General features: G+C 65.2%; 14 protein-coding genes. 7 read left to right on the top strand and 7 right to left on the bottom strand.

Going from position 1 to position 15298, the window contains the following annotated elements; genetic code table 11:
- Positions 1-47: 47 nt before the first annotated feature.
- On the bottom strand, positions 48-1073 hold the full coding sequence (locus J6595_RS17155) for a GGDEF domain-containing protein (RefSeq protein ID WP_209595952.1): 1026 nt from the start codon (positions 1071-1073) through the stop codon (positions 48-50).
- 272 nt (positions 1074-1345) lie between these two features.
- Here J6595_RS17155 and J6595_RS17150 point away from each other — a divergent pair, with 272 nt between their 5' ends.
- The 4 genes from J6595_RS17150 (at position 1346) to J6595_RS17135 (ending at position 3687) form a co-directional block, all read left to right on the top strand.
- A complete protein-coding gene (locus tag J6595_RS17150; RefSeq protein WP_209595950.1) occupies positions 1346-2107 on the top strand; it encodes a heme ABC transporter permease in 762 nt (253 codons plus the stop codon).
- A gap of 22 nt (positions 2108-2129) precedes the next feature.
- Complete coding sequence (ccmD, locus tag J6595_RS17145) at positions 2130-2321, top strand: heme exporter protein CcmD (protein WP_209595948.1); 192 nt, start codon at positions 2130-2132, stop codon at positions 2319-2321.
- Positions 2318-2983, top strand: coding sequence for a DsbE family thiol:disulfide interchange protein (locus J6595_RS17140; protein ID WP_209595946.1), 666 nt, complete (start codon positions 2318-2320; stop codon positions 2981-2983). Before ccmD ends, J6595_RS17140 begins: the two co-directional genes overlap by 4 nt.
- 140 nt (positions 2984-3123) lie before the next feature.
- Complete coding sequence (locus tag J6595_RS17135) at positions 3124-3687, top strand: NUDIX hydrolase (RefSeq protein ID WP_209595944.1); 564 nt, start codon at positions 3124-3126, stop codon at positions 3685-3687.
- A gap of 109 nt (positions 3688-3796) precedes the next feature.
- On the opposite strand, the gene J6595_RS17130 is transcribed toward J6595_RS17135, so the two are convergent.
- Positions 3797-4243, bottom strand: coding sequence for a c-type cytochrome (locus J6595_RS17130; RefSeq protein ID WP_209595943.1), 447 nt, complete (start codon positions 4241-4243; stop codon positions 3797-3799).
- Between the two features lie 529 nt (positions 4244-4772).
- Here J6595_RS17130 and J6595_RS17125 point away from each other — a divergent pair.
- Positions 4773-5561, top strand: a complete 789-nt coding sequence (locus J6595_RS17125) for an outer membrane protein (protein ID WP_209595941.1) — start codon at positions 4773-4775, stop codon at positions 5559-5561.
- A gap of 167 nt (positions 5562-5728) precedes the next feature.
- Here J6595_RS17125 and J6595_RS17120 read toward each other — a convergent pair whose 3' ends face one another.
- A complete protein-coding gene (locus tag J6595_RS17120; protein WP_209595939.1) occupies positions 5729-6679 on the bottom strand; it encodes a carbohydrate kinase family protein in 951 nt (316 codons plus the stop codon).
- Between the two features lie 170 nt (positions 6680-6849).
- Between J6595_RS17120 and pcaD the strand changes: the two genes are divergently transcribed.
- Together pcaD and J6595_RS17110 are read left to right on the top strand one after the other, a co-directional pair.
- Positions 6850-7656 carry a 3-oxoadipate enol-lactonase gene (gene pcaD / locus J6595_RS17115; RefSeq protein WP_209595937.1) on the top strand — a complete coding sequence of 269 codons (807 nt, stop codon included), beginning with the start codon at positions 6850-6852 and terminating at the stop codon, positions 7654-7656.
- The gene (locus tag J6595_RS17110; RefSeq protein ID WP_209595935.1) at positions 7653-8723 is read left to right on the top strand and encodes a 3-carboxy-cis,cis-muconate cycloisomerase; all 1071 of its coding nucleotides are present in this window, start codon (positions 7653-7655) and stop codon (positions 8721-8723) included. The genes pcaD and J6595_RS17110 overlap by 4 nt, the downstream gene beginning before the upstream one ends.
- A 2-nt stretch (positions 8724-8725) precedes the next feature.
- Here the strand turns inward: J6595_RS17110 and J6595_RS17105 are convergent, their stop codons facing one another.
- The 4 genes from J6595_RS17105 to cobN all read right to left on the bottom strand — a co-directional run bounded on the left by J6595_RS17105 (position 8726) and on the right by cobN (position 15289).
- Positions 8726-9820 (bottom strand): GGDEF domain-containing protein, encoded by a 1095-nt coding sequence (locus tag J6595_RS17105; RefSeq protein WP_209595933.1) that lies wholly within the window; start codon positions 9818-9820, stop codon positions 8726-8728.
- A 195-nt stretch (positions 9821-10015) separates the two neighbouring features.
- Positions 10016-10624, bottom strand: a complete 609-nt coding sequence (gene cobO, locus J6595_RS17100) for a cob(I)yrinic acid a,c-diamide adenosyltransferase (RefSeq protein ID WP_209596117.1) — start codon at positions 10622-10624, stop codon at positions 10016-10018.
- Positions 10625-10662: 38 nt separating this feature from the next.
- Positions 10663-11145, bottom strand: coding sequence for a GNAT family N-acetyltransferase (locus J6595_RS17095; protein ID WP_209595931.1), 483 nt, complete (start codon positions 11143-11145; stop codon positions 10663-10665).
- Positions 11146-11176: 31 nt separating this feature from the next.
- The gene (gene cobN, locus J6595_RS17090; RefSeq protein ID WP_209595928.1) at positions 11177-15289 is read right to left on the bottom strand and encodes a cobaltochelatase subunit CobN; all 4113 of its coding nucleotides are present in this window, start codon (positions 15287-15289) and stop codon (positions 11177-11179) included.
- Positions 15290-15298: the final 9 nt, after the last annotated feature.

The raw sequence follows: 15298 nt of genomic DNA, 5'->3' as shown, positions 1-15298 counted from the left end.
GGCAAAGACGTCATGCGATCGAGGGCCACAATCGTGCCGACAGCCCGTCACGCCCAGACCACCCTGTTGCGCCCCGCGACCTTGGCCGCATAAAGCCGCTTGTCGGCGGCGCCGAGAAGGGTCTGGAGATCGGTGCCATCGCCCGGACAGGAGGCGACGCCGATGCTCGTCGTGAGGCGCAACGCCTCTCCGGACTCGTCGAAGGACGAGGTCTCGACGATCCGGCGCAGCTTCTCCGCCGTATCCCGCGCCTCCTGCGCGGAGGCATTCGCCAGAAGCACGCAGAACTCCTCGCCGCCGTAGCGGAAGACGTCGTCGTTCTGTCGGATGTTGGCGATCAACAGGGCGGACATCGCCTTCAGGCCATTGTCGCCGGCCTCATGGCCGTAGGAATCGTTGATCTTCTTGAAGAAATCAATGTCGAGAAGCAGGATGGCGGGGGCGCTCCCGTCGCGCTCGTATCGCGTTTTCTCCTCCTCGAACCGCTCATGCAGATAAGCCCGGTTTCCAAGGCCCGTGAGAGGATCGGTATAGGCCTGACGCTTCAGCGCCTTTTCCGCGCGCGACCTGGAGGTTTCATAGATGAAGGAAAAGCCGAAGATGCACATCGCCACTCCGGCGATGTTGAACAGCGCGCGGGGATTGCCGTTCACCGCGCTCTCGGAATAGCGCATGACGTAGATCGAATAGGCGATCGCCATGAAGACGATGGTGACGCCGCCGCCCAAGGCCCGGCCGAGAAGCATCTGCGACAGGATCGGAATCAGGAGAACCCAGGCGAAGACGGATGGGGCCGCCATCGGCGTCGTCAGGATCAGCATCATCGTCGAATTGAACAGGACGAGATAAATAAAGGACCATCGAATGAGATGGCTCGTTCTTCTCACGACCGGGATAAGAAAAAACGCGAAACTTCCCATGGCGATCTCGCCGATCATCGCCGCATAATTGTCGTTGTAGTAATTAAGGATGGCAAAGATCAGGCCGAAACTGCTCGTGAAACCCAACAAAGCGAGAAGGATCGATCGCCGGAACGCCTCGACAGTATCAGCGATGATCGGTTCTTTCGCCAAAGCTTGACGCTCGTTCTTTCAGATCTCGGTTTCTGAACAGGACTGCTGTCGAACAGACCACCCGAAGCATTCAAAAGAATAAGCCGCAGTCCAACAATCTGTATCCGCAGTCTCGAGCGGCCTTTGCGTTTCTAGGACACAAGTGTGAACTTCGTTTTAATCACAGCCCGACCAGACTCCCGTCGCCTCGGGCAGGCGACGCGGCAGCGCTTTCGTGCAAAATGACGAAAGCGCCATTTGCCCGCCTCTTCGAGAGCGTCTAAATTCGTCTTATGACCGATGTTCCCGCCAGCGCCAAACCCTCGCGCTTCTCGATCCTCGCCAACCCGACCCGCTTTCTGGAGCTGTCGGGCAGGCTCCAGCCCTGGCTCTACGGAGCGGCGCTGATCGCGCTGACCATCGGCCTCTTTCTCGGCCTGACGGCCCCGGCCGACTATCAGCAGGGCTCGACCGTCGAGATCATGTTCATCCACGTGCCCTTCGCCTGGCTTTCGATGATGATCTGGACGGTGATGAGCATCTCGGCGCTCGGCACCCTCGTCTGGCGCCATCCGCTCGCCGATGTCGCGGTCAAGGCGGCAGCGCCCATCGGCGCGGTGTTCACGGCGCTCTGCCTGATCACCGGCTCGATCTGGGGCCGGCCGATGTGGGGCACCTGGTGGGTCTGGGACGCGCGGCTGACCTCCGTCTTCGTCCTGTTCCTGATGTATCTCGGGCTGATCGCCCTGACGCGGGCGCTCGATGAGCCGGGCAAGAGCGCCAGATCGGCGGCGATCCTCGTCCTCGTCGGCTTCGTCAACATTCCGATCATCAAGTTCTCCGTCGACTGGTGGAACACGCTGCACCAGCCGGCGAGCGTTCTGCGGGTCGGCGGGCCGGCGATGCCGGCTGCCTATCTGACGCCCCTGCTCATCTCGGCGCTGGGCTTCACCCTCCTCTTCTTCGCTTTGCATCTGACGGCGATGCGCACCGAAATCCTGCGCCGCCGGGTCGCGGCCCTGTCGCGCCTCGCCGCCCGGCGGGCCGAAGCCTGAGCCGACATTCGAAAGATCGATCATGCAGGCCGAATATTCCGCCTTCATCGCCAGCGCCTACGGCATCTCCGCCGTCGCCATCGCCGCGCTTTTCGCCTGGATCCTCTTCGATGCGCGGGCCCAGCGCCGTGCCCTGAGGAGCCTCGACGCCCGCGGCATCCGCCGCCGGTCGCAGGCAAGCGCCGCGGGCAGCGCTTCGGAGGCCGGGCAGTGACGGCAGGCGCGGACAAGGACACACTTCTTGAAACCGCCCCGGCCGACGAGCCCCAGCCGGCCCGGCGTCGCGGACCGCGGCTTGTCGTCCTTTTGCCGCTGTTTTTGTTCTTCGGCCTTGCCGGCGTGTTTCTCTATCAGCTCGTTTCCGGGCATGATCCCAAGGAAATCCCCTCGGTGCTGATCGGCAAGACCGCGCCGATGACGGTGCTTCCGGCGCTCGAAGGCGCGACCTTGCCGGACGGCTCGCCGACGCCCGGCCTCGATCTTTCGGGCCCCGGCGACGGCCGCCCGGTTCTCGTCAACGTCTTCGCATCCTGGTGTGCGCCCTGCCGGGAAGAGCATCCCCTGTTGATGCAGCTGTCGAAGGACAAGCGCTTCAGGCTCGTCGCCATCAACTACAAGGACAAGCCGGAAAACGCCCGCGCCTTCCTGAACAATCTCGGTGATCCCTATGCCGCCATCGGCGTCGACCAGAAGGGTGCCGCGACCATCGACTGGGGCGTTTACGGCGTGCCCGAAAGCTTCCTCATCGCCCCCGATGGCGAGATCCTCTACAAGCAGACCGGCCCATTCTCGCCGGAATCGATCAAGACCGGGCTGATGCCCGCCGTCGAAGAGGCGCTGAAGCGCGAGCCGAAGGCCCGCGCGCCGACGAGCTGAAGAATGACGACGCATCTCGCCCCGCCCGCGAAACCACCCGGTTGCATCTCCGTGATGGACCGACTCGAGGAAACCCGCCGGCCCGTCGACCGACAGCATCCCCCATTTCCCGATGACCATGCCGGACCATCTATAGGCCGATGATCGATCCGTCCTTTTCCCTCCGCACGCCCGACGACGACAACCTGCCGCGCAGGATCTGCGACCATTGCGATTACGTCGCCTATGAAAATCCCAAGATCGTCGTCGGCTCGGTGGTGCGCCATGAGGGGCGGATCCTGCTCTGCCGCCGCGCGATCGAGCCGCGGCGCGGCTTCTGGACCATTCCGGCCGGCTACATGGAGCTGAATGAGACACCGGAGGACGGGGCAAGGCGCGAGGCCATGGAGGAGGCGGAAGCGGATCTTGGCATCGAGCGGCTCCTCGCAGTCTATTCGGTGCCGCGCATCAGCCAGGTGCAGCTGATCTATCGGGCGAAGCTCAAGACGGCGCACGTCGCTCCCGGCCCCGAAAGCCTGGAGGTTCAGCTGTTCGAGCCAGCGGCGATCCCCTATGGCGAGCTCGCCTTCCCCTCCGTGCACTGGGCGCTCGCCCATGACGCGGAGGCCGAAGCCGGCGCGCCGCCGGTGCCGTTCTCCAACCCGCCCGGCGAGAGCGGCAGCCGGATGCCCGATGGCCAGCCCATCGCCGATGGCGAAGTCTGAGCTGCCGCAACGGCCCGTTTCCCGGCACATGACAAAAGGGCGGCCCCGTCACCCCGGACGGGACCGCCCTCTTTCATGATCCGGCCACAAGCCGCGGCCGATGCTGTCTTTATTGCGAGGCGGCGGCTTTCAGAGCCTCGGCCGGATCGCGCTTGGCACCGCCTTCGTCGAAGCTCGCCAGATAGGCGATGACATTGTTGATCTCTTCGGGCTTCTTCAGGCCGGCAAAGGCCATCTTGGTGCCCTTGACCGTGCCGCGCGGGTCCGAAAGCCAGGTCGTCAGCAGCTCCTGATTCCACGCCGTCTTGTCGGCGGCCCACTCCTGGAAAGGCTTGGAGAACTTGTAGCCGCCCCGGTCGGCCCCCGGTTTTTCGCCGACGATGCCGTTCAGTTGCGGTCCGATCTTGTTCTTCGCGCCTTCGCCGACGGCGTGGCATGCCTTGCATTTGTTGAACACTTTCTCGCCGGCCGCAGGATCGCCCATGTCCTGGGCCGAAGCGGCACCGGCGGCGAAAGCAAGCGCCGTCGAGGCGAAAACGAGACTGAATTTACGCATGAAACCTCCCAATCGTACGAACCTGGTCGCATTGTCCAAGCACCCACGGCCTCAGAATATTGGAGCCTGGCTCGGCTTGGCAATCAAAGTTTCGAACGAATCCAATGTCTGCGACCAAACGCATGGTGGGGCACGGTCGCCTCGCCGGCGGTCGGAGCGTCCGCCCTGACCGCGATAGCAGTCGCCAGGGAATGCAACCGACGGCGTTTGGCAGCTTCCGCTTGGGAATAATGTCTCCACACTTTCGCCATACTCGTAAACCCCTGACGCTTTTGAGGAAATTTTAATTAACTTAGATTTTTCAGCGATTATAAAGGCTTTATGCCGCATTTGGGGCCATCGAAATCGCGACGGCAACCCAGGCTGAGACCCTTTTGCAACAGCAGAAATAAGACCGCATTCCTGCCATCATTCAGCCAACCAAAGTGATCAGGGATCGTTCCGAATTCGGCTGACAGCTGAATCCGACGCATGCAGGAGGCCAGCCCCCTGCCTTTCCGTCGCGACCCGCGACCTAGGAGAATGACACATGAAACGCTTTGCACTGCTTCTGACCACCGCAGCGTTCGCAACCCCGGCCATGGCTGCCGACATCATCGCGCCCGAGCCGCCGGCGCCGGCCCCGATGGTGATCGAGCCGATCGCCCAGACCACCACCTGGACCGGCCTCAATCTCGGCGTTCAGGCCGGCGGTGTCTTCGGCCATAACGGCGATGCCAGCTTCGACACCGGCGGCAACGCCGCCTTCGGTGAGGGCGACGTCGACGGCGATGACACGGGCAACTTCATCGGCGGCGCCAACATCGGCTACGACTACCAGTTCCAGAACAACGTCGTTCTGGGTGCCGTCGCCGACTTCAACTACATCAACCGGAAGAAAGACACCTCCTACACCACACCGGACGGTTCTGAATTCTCGTCAGAGACCAAGCTGAACTATCTCGGCACCGTCCGCGCCCGCCTCGGCTACGCCATGGACAACGTCCTGTTCTACGGCACCGGCGGTCTTGCCTATGGCGACGTCAAGCAGAGCACCTCAACGCCCTCGACGGCGGCCGGTTCGGAATTCGCAGATTACGATTTCACGACCGACAGCGACAAGCACTCGGTCGGCTACGCGGTCGGCGCCGGCGTCGACTACATGGCGACGCAGAATCTGTCCTTCGGTGTCGAGTATCTCTACACGAATCTCGGCAAGAACACCCAGACCATCAACGGCACGGATGGCCTCGGCAACGAGGTCAGCTTCAAGAGCGACGACGACAAGGACCTCGACTTCCACACGGTCTGGGCCAAGGCGTCCTACCACTTCAACTAAGAGCACCATGGAGCATGGGGTGGCTCAAGCCGCCCCATCGAGGGTCTTTTGAAAACGGCCGGCGGATGCCTCATCCGCCGGCCGTTTTTCGTCTGTGGGATCGGCAGGGACGAGCGGAAGGCTGCGACGCCTCAGGCCGAGCGGACCAAGCGACGGTTATGCGCCTGTCAGCCGAGCGGCGCGAGCCCGAGATCTTCGCGGCGCGGCAGATCCGCGCCCTTGCGGCTGCAGGTGATGGCGGCGGCCTCGACGGCGAAGCCGAGAAAGTCCTTGAGATCCGCTTCGGCAAAGCCGGCGATCGCCGACCGCGACAGCGCCTGCCGCTCCTTCAGACCGGCCAGGAGTGCCGCCTGAAACGTATCGCCGGCACCGACCGTATCGACCACCGTGACGGCGCGTCCCGGCACTCTGGCGCCAGGGCCGCCGGCAGTTCCGGCAATCGCACCGCGCTCGCCGAGGGTGACGACGGCAAGCTCGGCGCCGGCCGAAACCCACTCTGCGATCACGCTTTCGATGGCACGGCCGGGATAGAGCTGCGCGATGTCCTCCTCGCTCGCCTTGACGAGCGAGGCGAAGGGCACGATCTCGGCCACCTTGGCCCGCCAGATGTCGAGATCGGGCTCGATCGACGCGCGGATGTTCGGATCATAGGAGATGAAGCGGTTGGGCGCTTCCTGACGGACGAGGCGGGCAAGGGCGCTCGCCGTCGGCTCCGTCACCGTGGAATAGGACGCCACGTGGACCACCTCGACCTCGGCCGGCAGGGACAGAGGCACCTCGTCGAGCTCGATCGACCGGTCCGCCGTCCCCTCGATGTAGAAGGCATAGCTCGCCGAGCCGTCTGCGGCGAGCGAGACCATGGCAAGGCTTGTATTGCGATGGGTCGGAATGAGAAACCGCTGATCGATCCCCTCGCGTTCCATGAATTTGCGGATGCGCTCGCCAAAAAGGTCATCCGACATCTTGGTGAAATAGGCCGCATGGTGGCCGAGCCGCGAGAGACCGAGCGCAACGTTGAGCGGCGAGCCGCCCACCCGGCCCGAAAGGCCGATCGTCGCGACATCCTCCTGCGGGAGCGCGAAAACGTCGAACAGGCAATCTCCACAGCTGAGAAACATGTTCGCCCTCCCCTCAAAAACCGCGTCGCTGCAACAGCCGCTAGCAGGAAAGACCGCGACGCGAAAGAGAGGGGCACCCGCACAGGGCTTCCTTCACACCCGCACGCCCCTATGATCGAAAGCCCATGCTCGGTCTCGAGCGACACCGCAATCGTCATCGGAAACACATCATGCCCTTCGACCGAATAAACGGGATCGTCCTCCATCACCGTGTCGACGGGCCCGAAGGCGCGCCTGCCCTCGTTCTGATCAACTCTCTGGGGACCGACTACCGGATCTGGGACGCGGTCGTTCCCCATCTTGCCGATCGCTACCGGGTGATTCGCTACGACAAGCGCGGCCACGGCCTCTCCGAGGTGCCGCCCGCCCCCTATCGCATGGACGATCACTCGGCCGATCTCCTGGCCCTCCTCGATCACCATGGCGTCGAACGCGCCTTCGTCGTCGGGCTTTCGATCGGCGGCCAGATCGCGCTCGGCCTTGCAGCGAGGAATGACCGGCGTCTCGCCGGCCTCGTGATGATGGACACCGCCCACAAGATCGGCGACGAGGCCGGCTGGAATGGCCGGATCGCCGCGATCGAGAAGGACGGCATCGCCGCGATCGCCGAACAGATCCTGACTCGCTGGTTCACGCCCGCCTTCCGCTCTCCGGACAACGCGGCCTTCACCGGCTATTCCAGCATGCTGGTGAACACGCCGGCCGAGGGCTATCTCGGTTCCTGCGCGGCTCTGCGCGATGCCGATCATACCGAAACCGCGCGTAATCTTAAGGTTCCGACCCTTTGCATGGTCGGCGATCAGGACGGCTCGACGCCGCCCGATCTCGTTCGCAGCTGCGCCGATCTGATCGATGGAGCCCGCTTTGAAATCGTTGCCGGCGCCGGGCATCTGCCCTGCATCGAACGGCCGGAGGTGACGGCGCGGCTCGTCGGCGCCTTTGCCGACGAAGTCTTTGCCGCGGGCGGCGCCAAGTGACCGCCTCCGTCTTTTCCAGCCCCGTCCTCGGCCAGCTGTTCGGCGACGAGGAGATCGGCAGCTACTTCTTGGCCGCGGCCGACATCGAGGCGATGGTCGCTTTCGAGGTGGCCCTCGCCGAGGCGCAGGCCGATGCCGGGCTGATCGAAGCATCGCATCTTCAGGCCATCCAGGCTCGGGCGGCCGGCTTCACCCCGGACCTTGCCGCGCTATCGGCCGGCACCGCTCGCGACGGCGTCGTCGTACCGAGCCTCCTCAAACAGCTCCGGGCCGGCCTTCCCGAGGACGCGGCCACAGCCCTTCACAAGGGCGCGACCAGCCAGGACGTGATCGACGCGTCGCTCGCCATGCGCATGCAGGGCGTCTCGCTCGTCCTCGACCGGCGGCTCGCGGCGATCACCGACGCCTTCACCCGCTGGAATCTCGAAGCCGGCGATACCAAAGTCATGGCCCATACCCGCATGCAGGCGGCGAAGGAGACCCGCTTTTCCCGCAAGCTCGCCTCGTGGGGCGATCCGCTGGTGCGCTGCCGCCTCAGGCGCGAGACGATCGCCCCGCGCGCCTTTGCGCTCCGGATCGGCGGCGCCGTCGGCGATCGCGCGGGCCTGGGAAACGAGGCGGACCGGATCGTCGACGGCGTCGCAAGCCGCCTCGGCCTGACCGCCGTTCCCGCGGCGATGCATTCCGAGCGCGACGGCCTCGTCGAACTCGCCGACTGGTTTTCCCTGATCACCGGCGCTCTCGGCAAATTCGGCCAGGATGCGGCGCTCGCCCTTCAGAGCGAGGTCGGCGAGTTGCAGCTTTCGGGCGGTGGCGGGTCCTCGGCGATGCCGCACAAAAACAATCCGGTCGGCGCCGAGATCCTCGTCACCCTGGCAAGGTTCAACGCGACGCTCGTCTCCGGCATGCATCACGCGCTCGTCCACGAGAACGAACGCTCCGGCGCTGCCTGGTCGCTGGAATGGATGCTGCTGCCGCAGATGGCAATGGCGGCGGGCGCGGCGACGCGCACGGGCCTCGACCTTCTCGACAAGCTGTCGCTCGCCGCTCCCCAACGACGCGGCTGAAGTCAGGCGGCCCGCCCCGCCGTCACCCGGTTGCGGCCGGTCTGCTTGGCCCGGTAAAGTGCGGCGTCGGCCCGGCTGAAGGCCTCCTGAAAGGGCCTTCCATCGTCGATGATGGTGTCGATGCCGATACTGACGGTCACCGAGATCTTCGCGTCGCCGACGTCATGGCTGGTTTCGGCGACCTCGGTTCGAAGGCGCTCGGCCTTGCGTCTCGCCGAGATCTCGTCGACTCCCGGCAGAAGGATGGCGAATTCCTCGCCACCGAGCCGCGCCGCCATACCCGACGTGCCGGATCGCGCGTTGAGAATGTCGGCGACGGCGCGCAGCACCGCATCTCCGGCCGGATGGCCATGGGTGTCGTTGACCCGCTTGAAATAATCGATATCCACCAGAAGCAGCGAACAGGGCCTGCCTTGCGCCCTTGCCTTGGCGATCACCTCGGGCGCACGGCGATCGAAGCTGCGACGGTTGACGAGCCCGGTCAGGGCGTCGTGAGACGCATCCTCGGCGAGCGCCTGCTCGCGCATCACGCGTGCCTGTTCATGGTCGAGCATCGTGGCGGTGAGGACGACGCCGACGAAATTGGCGATCACGAAGATGGGGCCGGCATGGGAAAGCACGATGACGGCGGTTTCTTGTGGCGTCACCGCCAGTCCGGCCAGAGACAGCGATGCGCAAAGCCCCATCAAGACGAGCCTCTGCGTCCGTGTCAGGCCGCCGATCCTGCTCCACTGGGCGATCGCAATCCCGAGCAAGGTGCACAGGACAATGCCGACGACTCCGGCCGGAACGCCCGGTCCCCCGACGAACAACCGATAGGCGAGAGTTGCAGCCGCCATCAGGATCGCCGCCGGCACGCCGCCATAGGTAGCGGCGAGAATCAGAAAGACGTGCCGCATGTCGAAGATCAGACCATCGACGAGCGTGACCGGAACCGTCATCGAGCCCAGCGCACAGGCCGTCAGAACGATGCCCGACACCATCCGGCGGTTGGCCTGGCTCTTCACCCGTGTCAGCGCCAGTCGATAGGGCAAGGTGGCGAGAAAGACGATACCGAGGCTCTGCAGGAAAGCGGCAATGAGCAGTTTGAGTGTCATTTCATTCCTGCAGCATGATCGTTTGCCGGTTCGGTCCCGGCGATGCAAAGGGTGGAGCCCCGGTTCGGCCGATGAAAACCTTGCATCCCATTCCGATAAGTTTCGGTTATTTTCCGGCAGAATTATCCCGAAGCCAAGCCCGATCAGCCGGGTCGGGCTCAAATCAGTCGAGGCTTCAAGCGGCGCGTCGCCCGCTCAGAACTCGATTCCCTTCTGCGCCTTCACGCCGGAACGGAAGGGGTGCTTGATCATCTCCATCTCGGTGACGAGATCGGCCAGATCGATCAGCTCGTCCTTGGCGTTGCGGCCGGTGACGACGACATGCTTGTTCGCTGGCTTATCTTTCAGGAACGCTACCACCTCGGCAATGTCGAGATAGTCGTAGCGCAGGACGATGTTCATCTCGTCAAGCAGGACGAGATCATGCTCGTCATCCATGATCATCGCCTGCGCTCGCTCCCAGGCAGCTTTGGCGGCGGCGATGTCGCGCTGGCGGTCCTGGGTCTCCCAGGTGAAGCCGTCGCCCATCGCCGTCATCGTCACCTGATCGGGAAAATGCTCGAGGATCTTGCGCTCGCCAGTTTCCCACTTGCCCTTGACGAACTGCACGACGCCGACCTTCATGCCGTTGCCGAGCGCCCGGAAGACGAGGCCGAAGGCCGCCGTCGACTTGCCCTTGCCCTTGCCGGTATGGACGATCAGGAGCCCCTTCTCGATCGTCTTCGTCGCGAGGATCTTGTCGCGCGCCGCCTTCTTCTTCTTCATCTTCTCGGCGTGGCGGGCGTTGAGTTCGTCTTCGCTCATGCCGTCGGTAATCTTGCCGCGCTCGGGCGTCTCGTCGCTCATGCAGCCTTCTCCGGTGGTGACAGGAAATCCTCGTCGAAGAGCTTCGCGAAGAAGATCCGCGTCTCGCCCTTCGGATAGTTGGGCAGGCGGCCGAAGGGCGCATAGCCCATCGCTGCATAAAAGCCCGGCGACTGGAAGGAATAGGTATCGACCCAGACGCCCGTGCAGCCCGCCTCGCGAGCGATCGCCTCGGCCCGCTCGACCAGGGCGCGGCCAAGGCCGAGCCCACGCCAGCGTTCCGGCACGGCGAGAATCTCGATATGCATCCAGTCCCAGTAGAGCTGACAGGCGAGCCCGCCGTCGATGCCATCCTCGGTCTGAAGCCCCAGCGTCACGAATTGCGGCGCGAAGGCGAAGTCTTTCTTGGTCGAGAATTCGGCAAGCGGCGCGACGATGCGCGATCTCAGATCCGGCCCCGGATGGTCCAGGTGCTGGATGGTCGGCAAGGCGGGGGTCTGTGTCGTCACGTTGATGGTCATGGCGGTGTCATGAGCCGAACTTGGCAAGGCTTCAAGCCCCGACCTCGTGCTCGGCTTGCGCCGCCAGTTCGGCGCGGGCCGAATTCGATCGCGGGCTCCACAAGCCGCGGTCGATCGCCTCGGCGAATCGATCCCGGATCTCGGCGAGCGCGGCCGGATTGTTCGCCTCGAGAAAATCGCGCACCTCGTCGTCCATCACGAACGCGTTCCAGGCCGCCTCGAAATGATGGTCACGCACCGCGCCGGTCGTCGCGGCGAAGGCGAACATGTAGTCGAGCGTCGCGGCGATCTCGAAGGCGCCCTTGTAGCCGTGGCGCATGACGCCGGCGATCCATTTCGGATTGACGACGCGCGCCCGCACCACCCGGCCGATCTCCTCTTCCAGCGTGCGCACCACCGGGCGCTCGGGCCGCGAATGATCGTTGTGATAGACCACCGGCCGCGCGCCCGAGAGATGCTCCACGGCCGCCGTCATGCCGCCTTCGAACTGGTAGTAGTCGTCGGAATCGAGAAGGTCGTGCTCGCGATTGTCCTGATTCTGGACGACGGCCTCGATGCCCGAAAGCCGCGCCTCGAAACGGTCCCGCTCGGCCGCGCCCTCGGTCTCCGCCCCATAGGCATAAGAGCCCCAGACAAGATAGCTCTCCGCGAGATCGGCCTTGTCGTCCCAGCCCTTTTCGTCGATCAGCGCCTGCAGCCCCGCGCCATAGGCGCCCGGCTTCGAACCGAAGATGCGGAAGCCGGCGCGCTTTTGGGCCTCGGCCTCGGCGACGCCCGTTTCGATCAGCGCCGCCTTTTCGGCCCGCATTCTGGCGGCGATCGGATTGTCCTCCGCGTCCTCATCCAGCGCGCCGACGGCCCGGATCGCCCTGTCGTAAAGGGCGATCTGGTCCGGAAAGGCATCGCGGAAAAAGCCGGAAATGCGCAAGGTGACGTCGACGCGCGGCCGGCCGAGTTCGGCCAGCGTCACGATCTCGTAGCCCGTCACCCGCCGCGAGGCCCGGTCCCAGACAGGCCTTGCGCCGATCAGCGCCAGCGCCTGGGCGATGTCGTCGCCACCGGTGCGCATGTTGGAGGTGCCCCAGGCCGTCAGCCCGAGCGAGGTCGGCCATTCGCCATGGTCCTGCAGATGGCGCGTGACGAGAAGCTCGGCGGACTTCTTCCCCAGGCGATAGGCCGTCTCGGTCGGCACCGCTCTGGTATCGACGGAAAAGAAGTTGCGCCCCGTCGGCAAGACGTCGGGCCGCCCCCGCGTCGGCGCGCCGGACGGGCCGGGCGCAACGAAGCGTCCGGCAAGGCCGGCGAGGATGCCACCGATCTCGGCCGGACCGGAACGGGTGACGGCAGGCTTCAGCGTGGTTTCAATCGCCTCGAGCACGGCTCGTGTGGATCGCCAGTGGATATCCGGGTGAGATTCGCCTTCGACCAGTCTGGCAGCCAGAAGCTCCAGCCGCTCGACGGTGTCGCCGGTCGTGCGCCACGGGTCTGGGGACAGGCTGGCGAGAAGCTGTGGACGAGCGCCCGTCCAGGGCGCCGCCATGTCGCAGTCGAGGGGGTCGAAGGGAGGGACGTCTGCCTGGCGCGATGCAGCGTGATCCGTTGCAATGTCGCGCCCCGATGCGCCCCCCTCTGTCCTGCCGGACATCTCCCCCACGAGGGGGGAGATCGAACCTCGTTCGACGCTGTTCCCCTCTCGATCGACCGCTGTGGCGAGCGAAGACGCTTCAGGATCCGCGTCGCCGTCCCCCCCGCCTGATCTCCCCCCTTGTGGGGGAGATGGCTGGCAAGCCAGAGGGGGGTGCCCGCCGCCGCGATCGCCTGCCGAACCACAAAGCCCCAGATCCTCCGCCAGCGCCCGCAACAGCGAGGCGTCCCCCGCCCCGCTCCCGCGCGGCAGCCGCGCCAGCGCCACGACGAGGTCCGTCAAGAGCCGCCCCTCGGGCGCGACGCCGAAAACATGCAGCCCGTCGCGGATCTGCATTTCCTTCAATTCGCAGAGATAGGCGTCGAGCTTTTCCAGCGCCGTCTCCTCGCCCTCGCCGGCCGCGATGCCCGCGTCATGATCGAGGCCGATGTCGGTCACGAGATCAAGGATCTGGCTCTTGAGCATGACCAGCCGGCGCGGATCGCCGCCGGCCGCTTCGTAATATTCATCGACGAGGGCTTCGAGATCCTTCAGCGGCCCGTAGGTCTCGGCCCGGGTCAAAGGCGGCGTCAGGTGGTCGACAATGACGGCCGAGGTCCGGCGCTTGGCCTGCGTCCCCTCGCCGGGATCGTTGACGATGAAGGGATAAAGATGCGGCACGGGGCCGAAGACGGCCTCGGGAAAACAGCTATCGGAAAGCGCCAGCGCCTTGCCCGGCAGCCATTCCAGATTGCCGTGCTTGCCCATGTGGATGACGGCGTCGGCCCCATAATCCGACCGCAGGAAGGCGTAGAGCGCCAGATAGTTGTGGGGCGGCGCGAGGTCCGGCGAGTGGTAGGTCTCCTTCGGATCGATATTGTAGCCACGTGCCGGCTGAATGCCGACGAGCGTCTGCCCGAAACGCGCCAATGGCAGGGCGAAAGCCGGCTTACCATTGTGCACGCCGACGAATGGATCGTCGGCGGGCGGGCCCCAGCGATCGGTCACGGCGTCGCGGATCGCCTTGGGAAGCTGGTCGAAAAACGCCTGATAGTCCTTCAGCGACAGGGCCTCGCGGACCTTTCGCGCCACCGTTCCGGCATTGGTCGGCCCGGCCATCAGATGATCGATCAGGGCGTTGCCGGTTTCCGGGATTCCGGCGACCGGATAGCCCGCCGCCTCCATGGCCTTCAGCACCTCGATGGTGCCGGCCGGCGTGTCGAGCCCGACGCCGTTGCCGAGCCGGCCATCGCGGTTCGGATAGTTGGCGAGGAGAATGGCGACGTGCTTGTCGGCGTTCGGCCTGGCGCCGAGCCGCGCCCAGCGGCTGGCAAGCTCGGCGACGAAGGCGACGCGATCCAAAGCCGGGCGATGGGCGACGATGTCGGTTTCGGTGAGCGCGTCCCACTCACCGGCGGACTTGAAGGCGATGGCCCGCGACAGCACCCGCCCGTCGAGCTCCGGCAAGGCGACGTTCATGGCGAGATCGCGGGCGGTGAGGCCCTGGCTCGAAGCGTGCCAGGCATCCTTCGAGCCAGAGGCGAGAACCGCCTGGAGGACGACGGCGCCATTTTCCTCCAGAACCGTCGGCAAGCGCTCGGCCCCGGCAGCGGCGGCGGGCGATGAGACGGCAAAGCCGGTGAGATTGATCACCACGGCAGGCTGCCGGCGAGCGAAGAGGCCGCGCAGGGTCTCGATCGAGACCGGGTTTTTCAGGCTGGACACATAGACCGGCAGAACGTCGAGGCCGCTTTCGCAAAGCGCCTGCGCCAGCGCCTCCACCGGCTCTGTCTGGCCGCTCTGGACGAGCGCCCGGTAGCAGACGATGGCTGCCAAGGGTTTGCGACGGGCTTCATCATCCCGGGCTTGACCCGGGATCCAGTCCAAACCGCTTTCGCCGCGTTGAACGTCGCCGATTGCCGCCCTTGGACCGTCTGCGCTTCTGCCGGCGTTACCCCCCTCTGCGCCATCCCGGCGAATTTGCACCACCCCCGCCTTCAACAACGGCGTCGCCTCGCCCGGCCAGTCTCCCTTCCCCAGCACCGCCCGGCAGCCGAGCAGAAACCCCTCGGCATTGGCCGGCCCGCCCTCGATCAGGAAGCGCCACAGCCGGTCGCGCTCTGCGAGCGGGATCGTCGTATAGGCATCGAGCCCCGCATCCGGCTTGTCGTCGCCGGGAATGACGGCGAGCCTGCCGCCAGAGGCTTGCGCGTTGGCAAGCAGCGCGTCGAGACCATAGGGCCAGTAAGCCTGCCCGCCGAGCAGCCGCACCACCACCAGCCGCGCATGGCGAAGCGTGCGCTCGACATAGGTGTCGACCGACATCGGATGCTTCAGCCGGAGAAGGTTCGCCAGACGCAGTTCGCTCGGGCCGAGCGCAAGACGGTGCGCCGCCGAGGCAAGCGAGGCGATCTCGGTGTCGGCTGCCGACAGAAACACGATCTCGCCCGGCGACTGGCCGAGATCCACCGCCTCGCCGCCGTCGTCGATCGTGCCCTTCTGGGCAAGGAGGAGGTGCAATGCGCCGCC

This window comes from Jiella mangrovi, from assembly GCF_017815135.1.
GTDB lineage: Bacteria > Pseudomonadota > Alphaproteobacteria > Rhizobiales > Rhizobiaceae > Jiella > Jiella mangrovi.
This window is presented reverse-complemented; position numbering and strand designations above follow the sequence as displayed.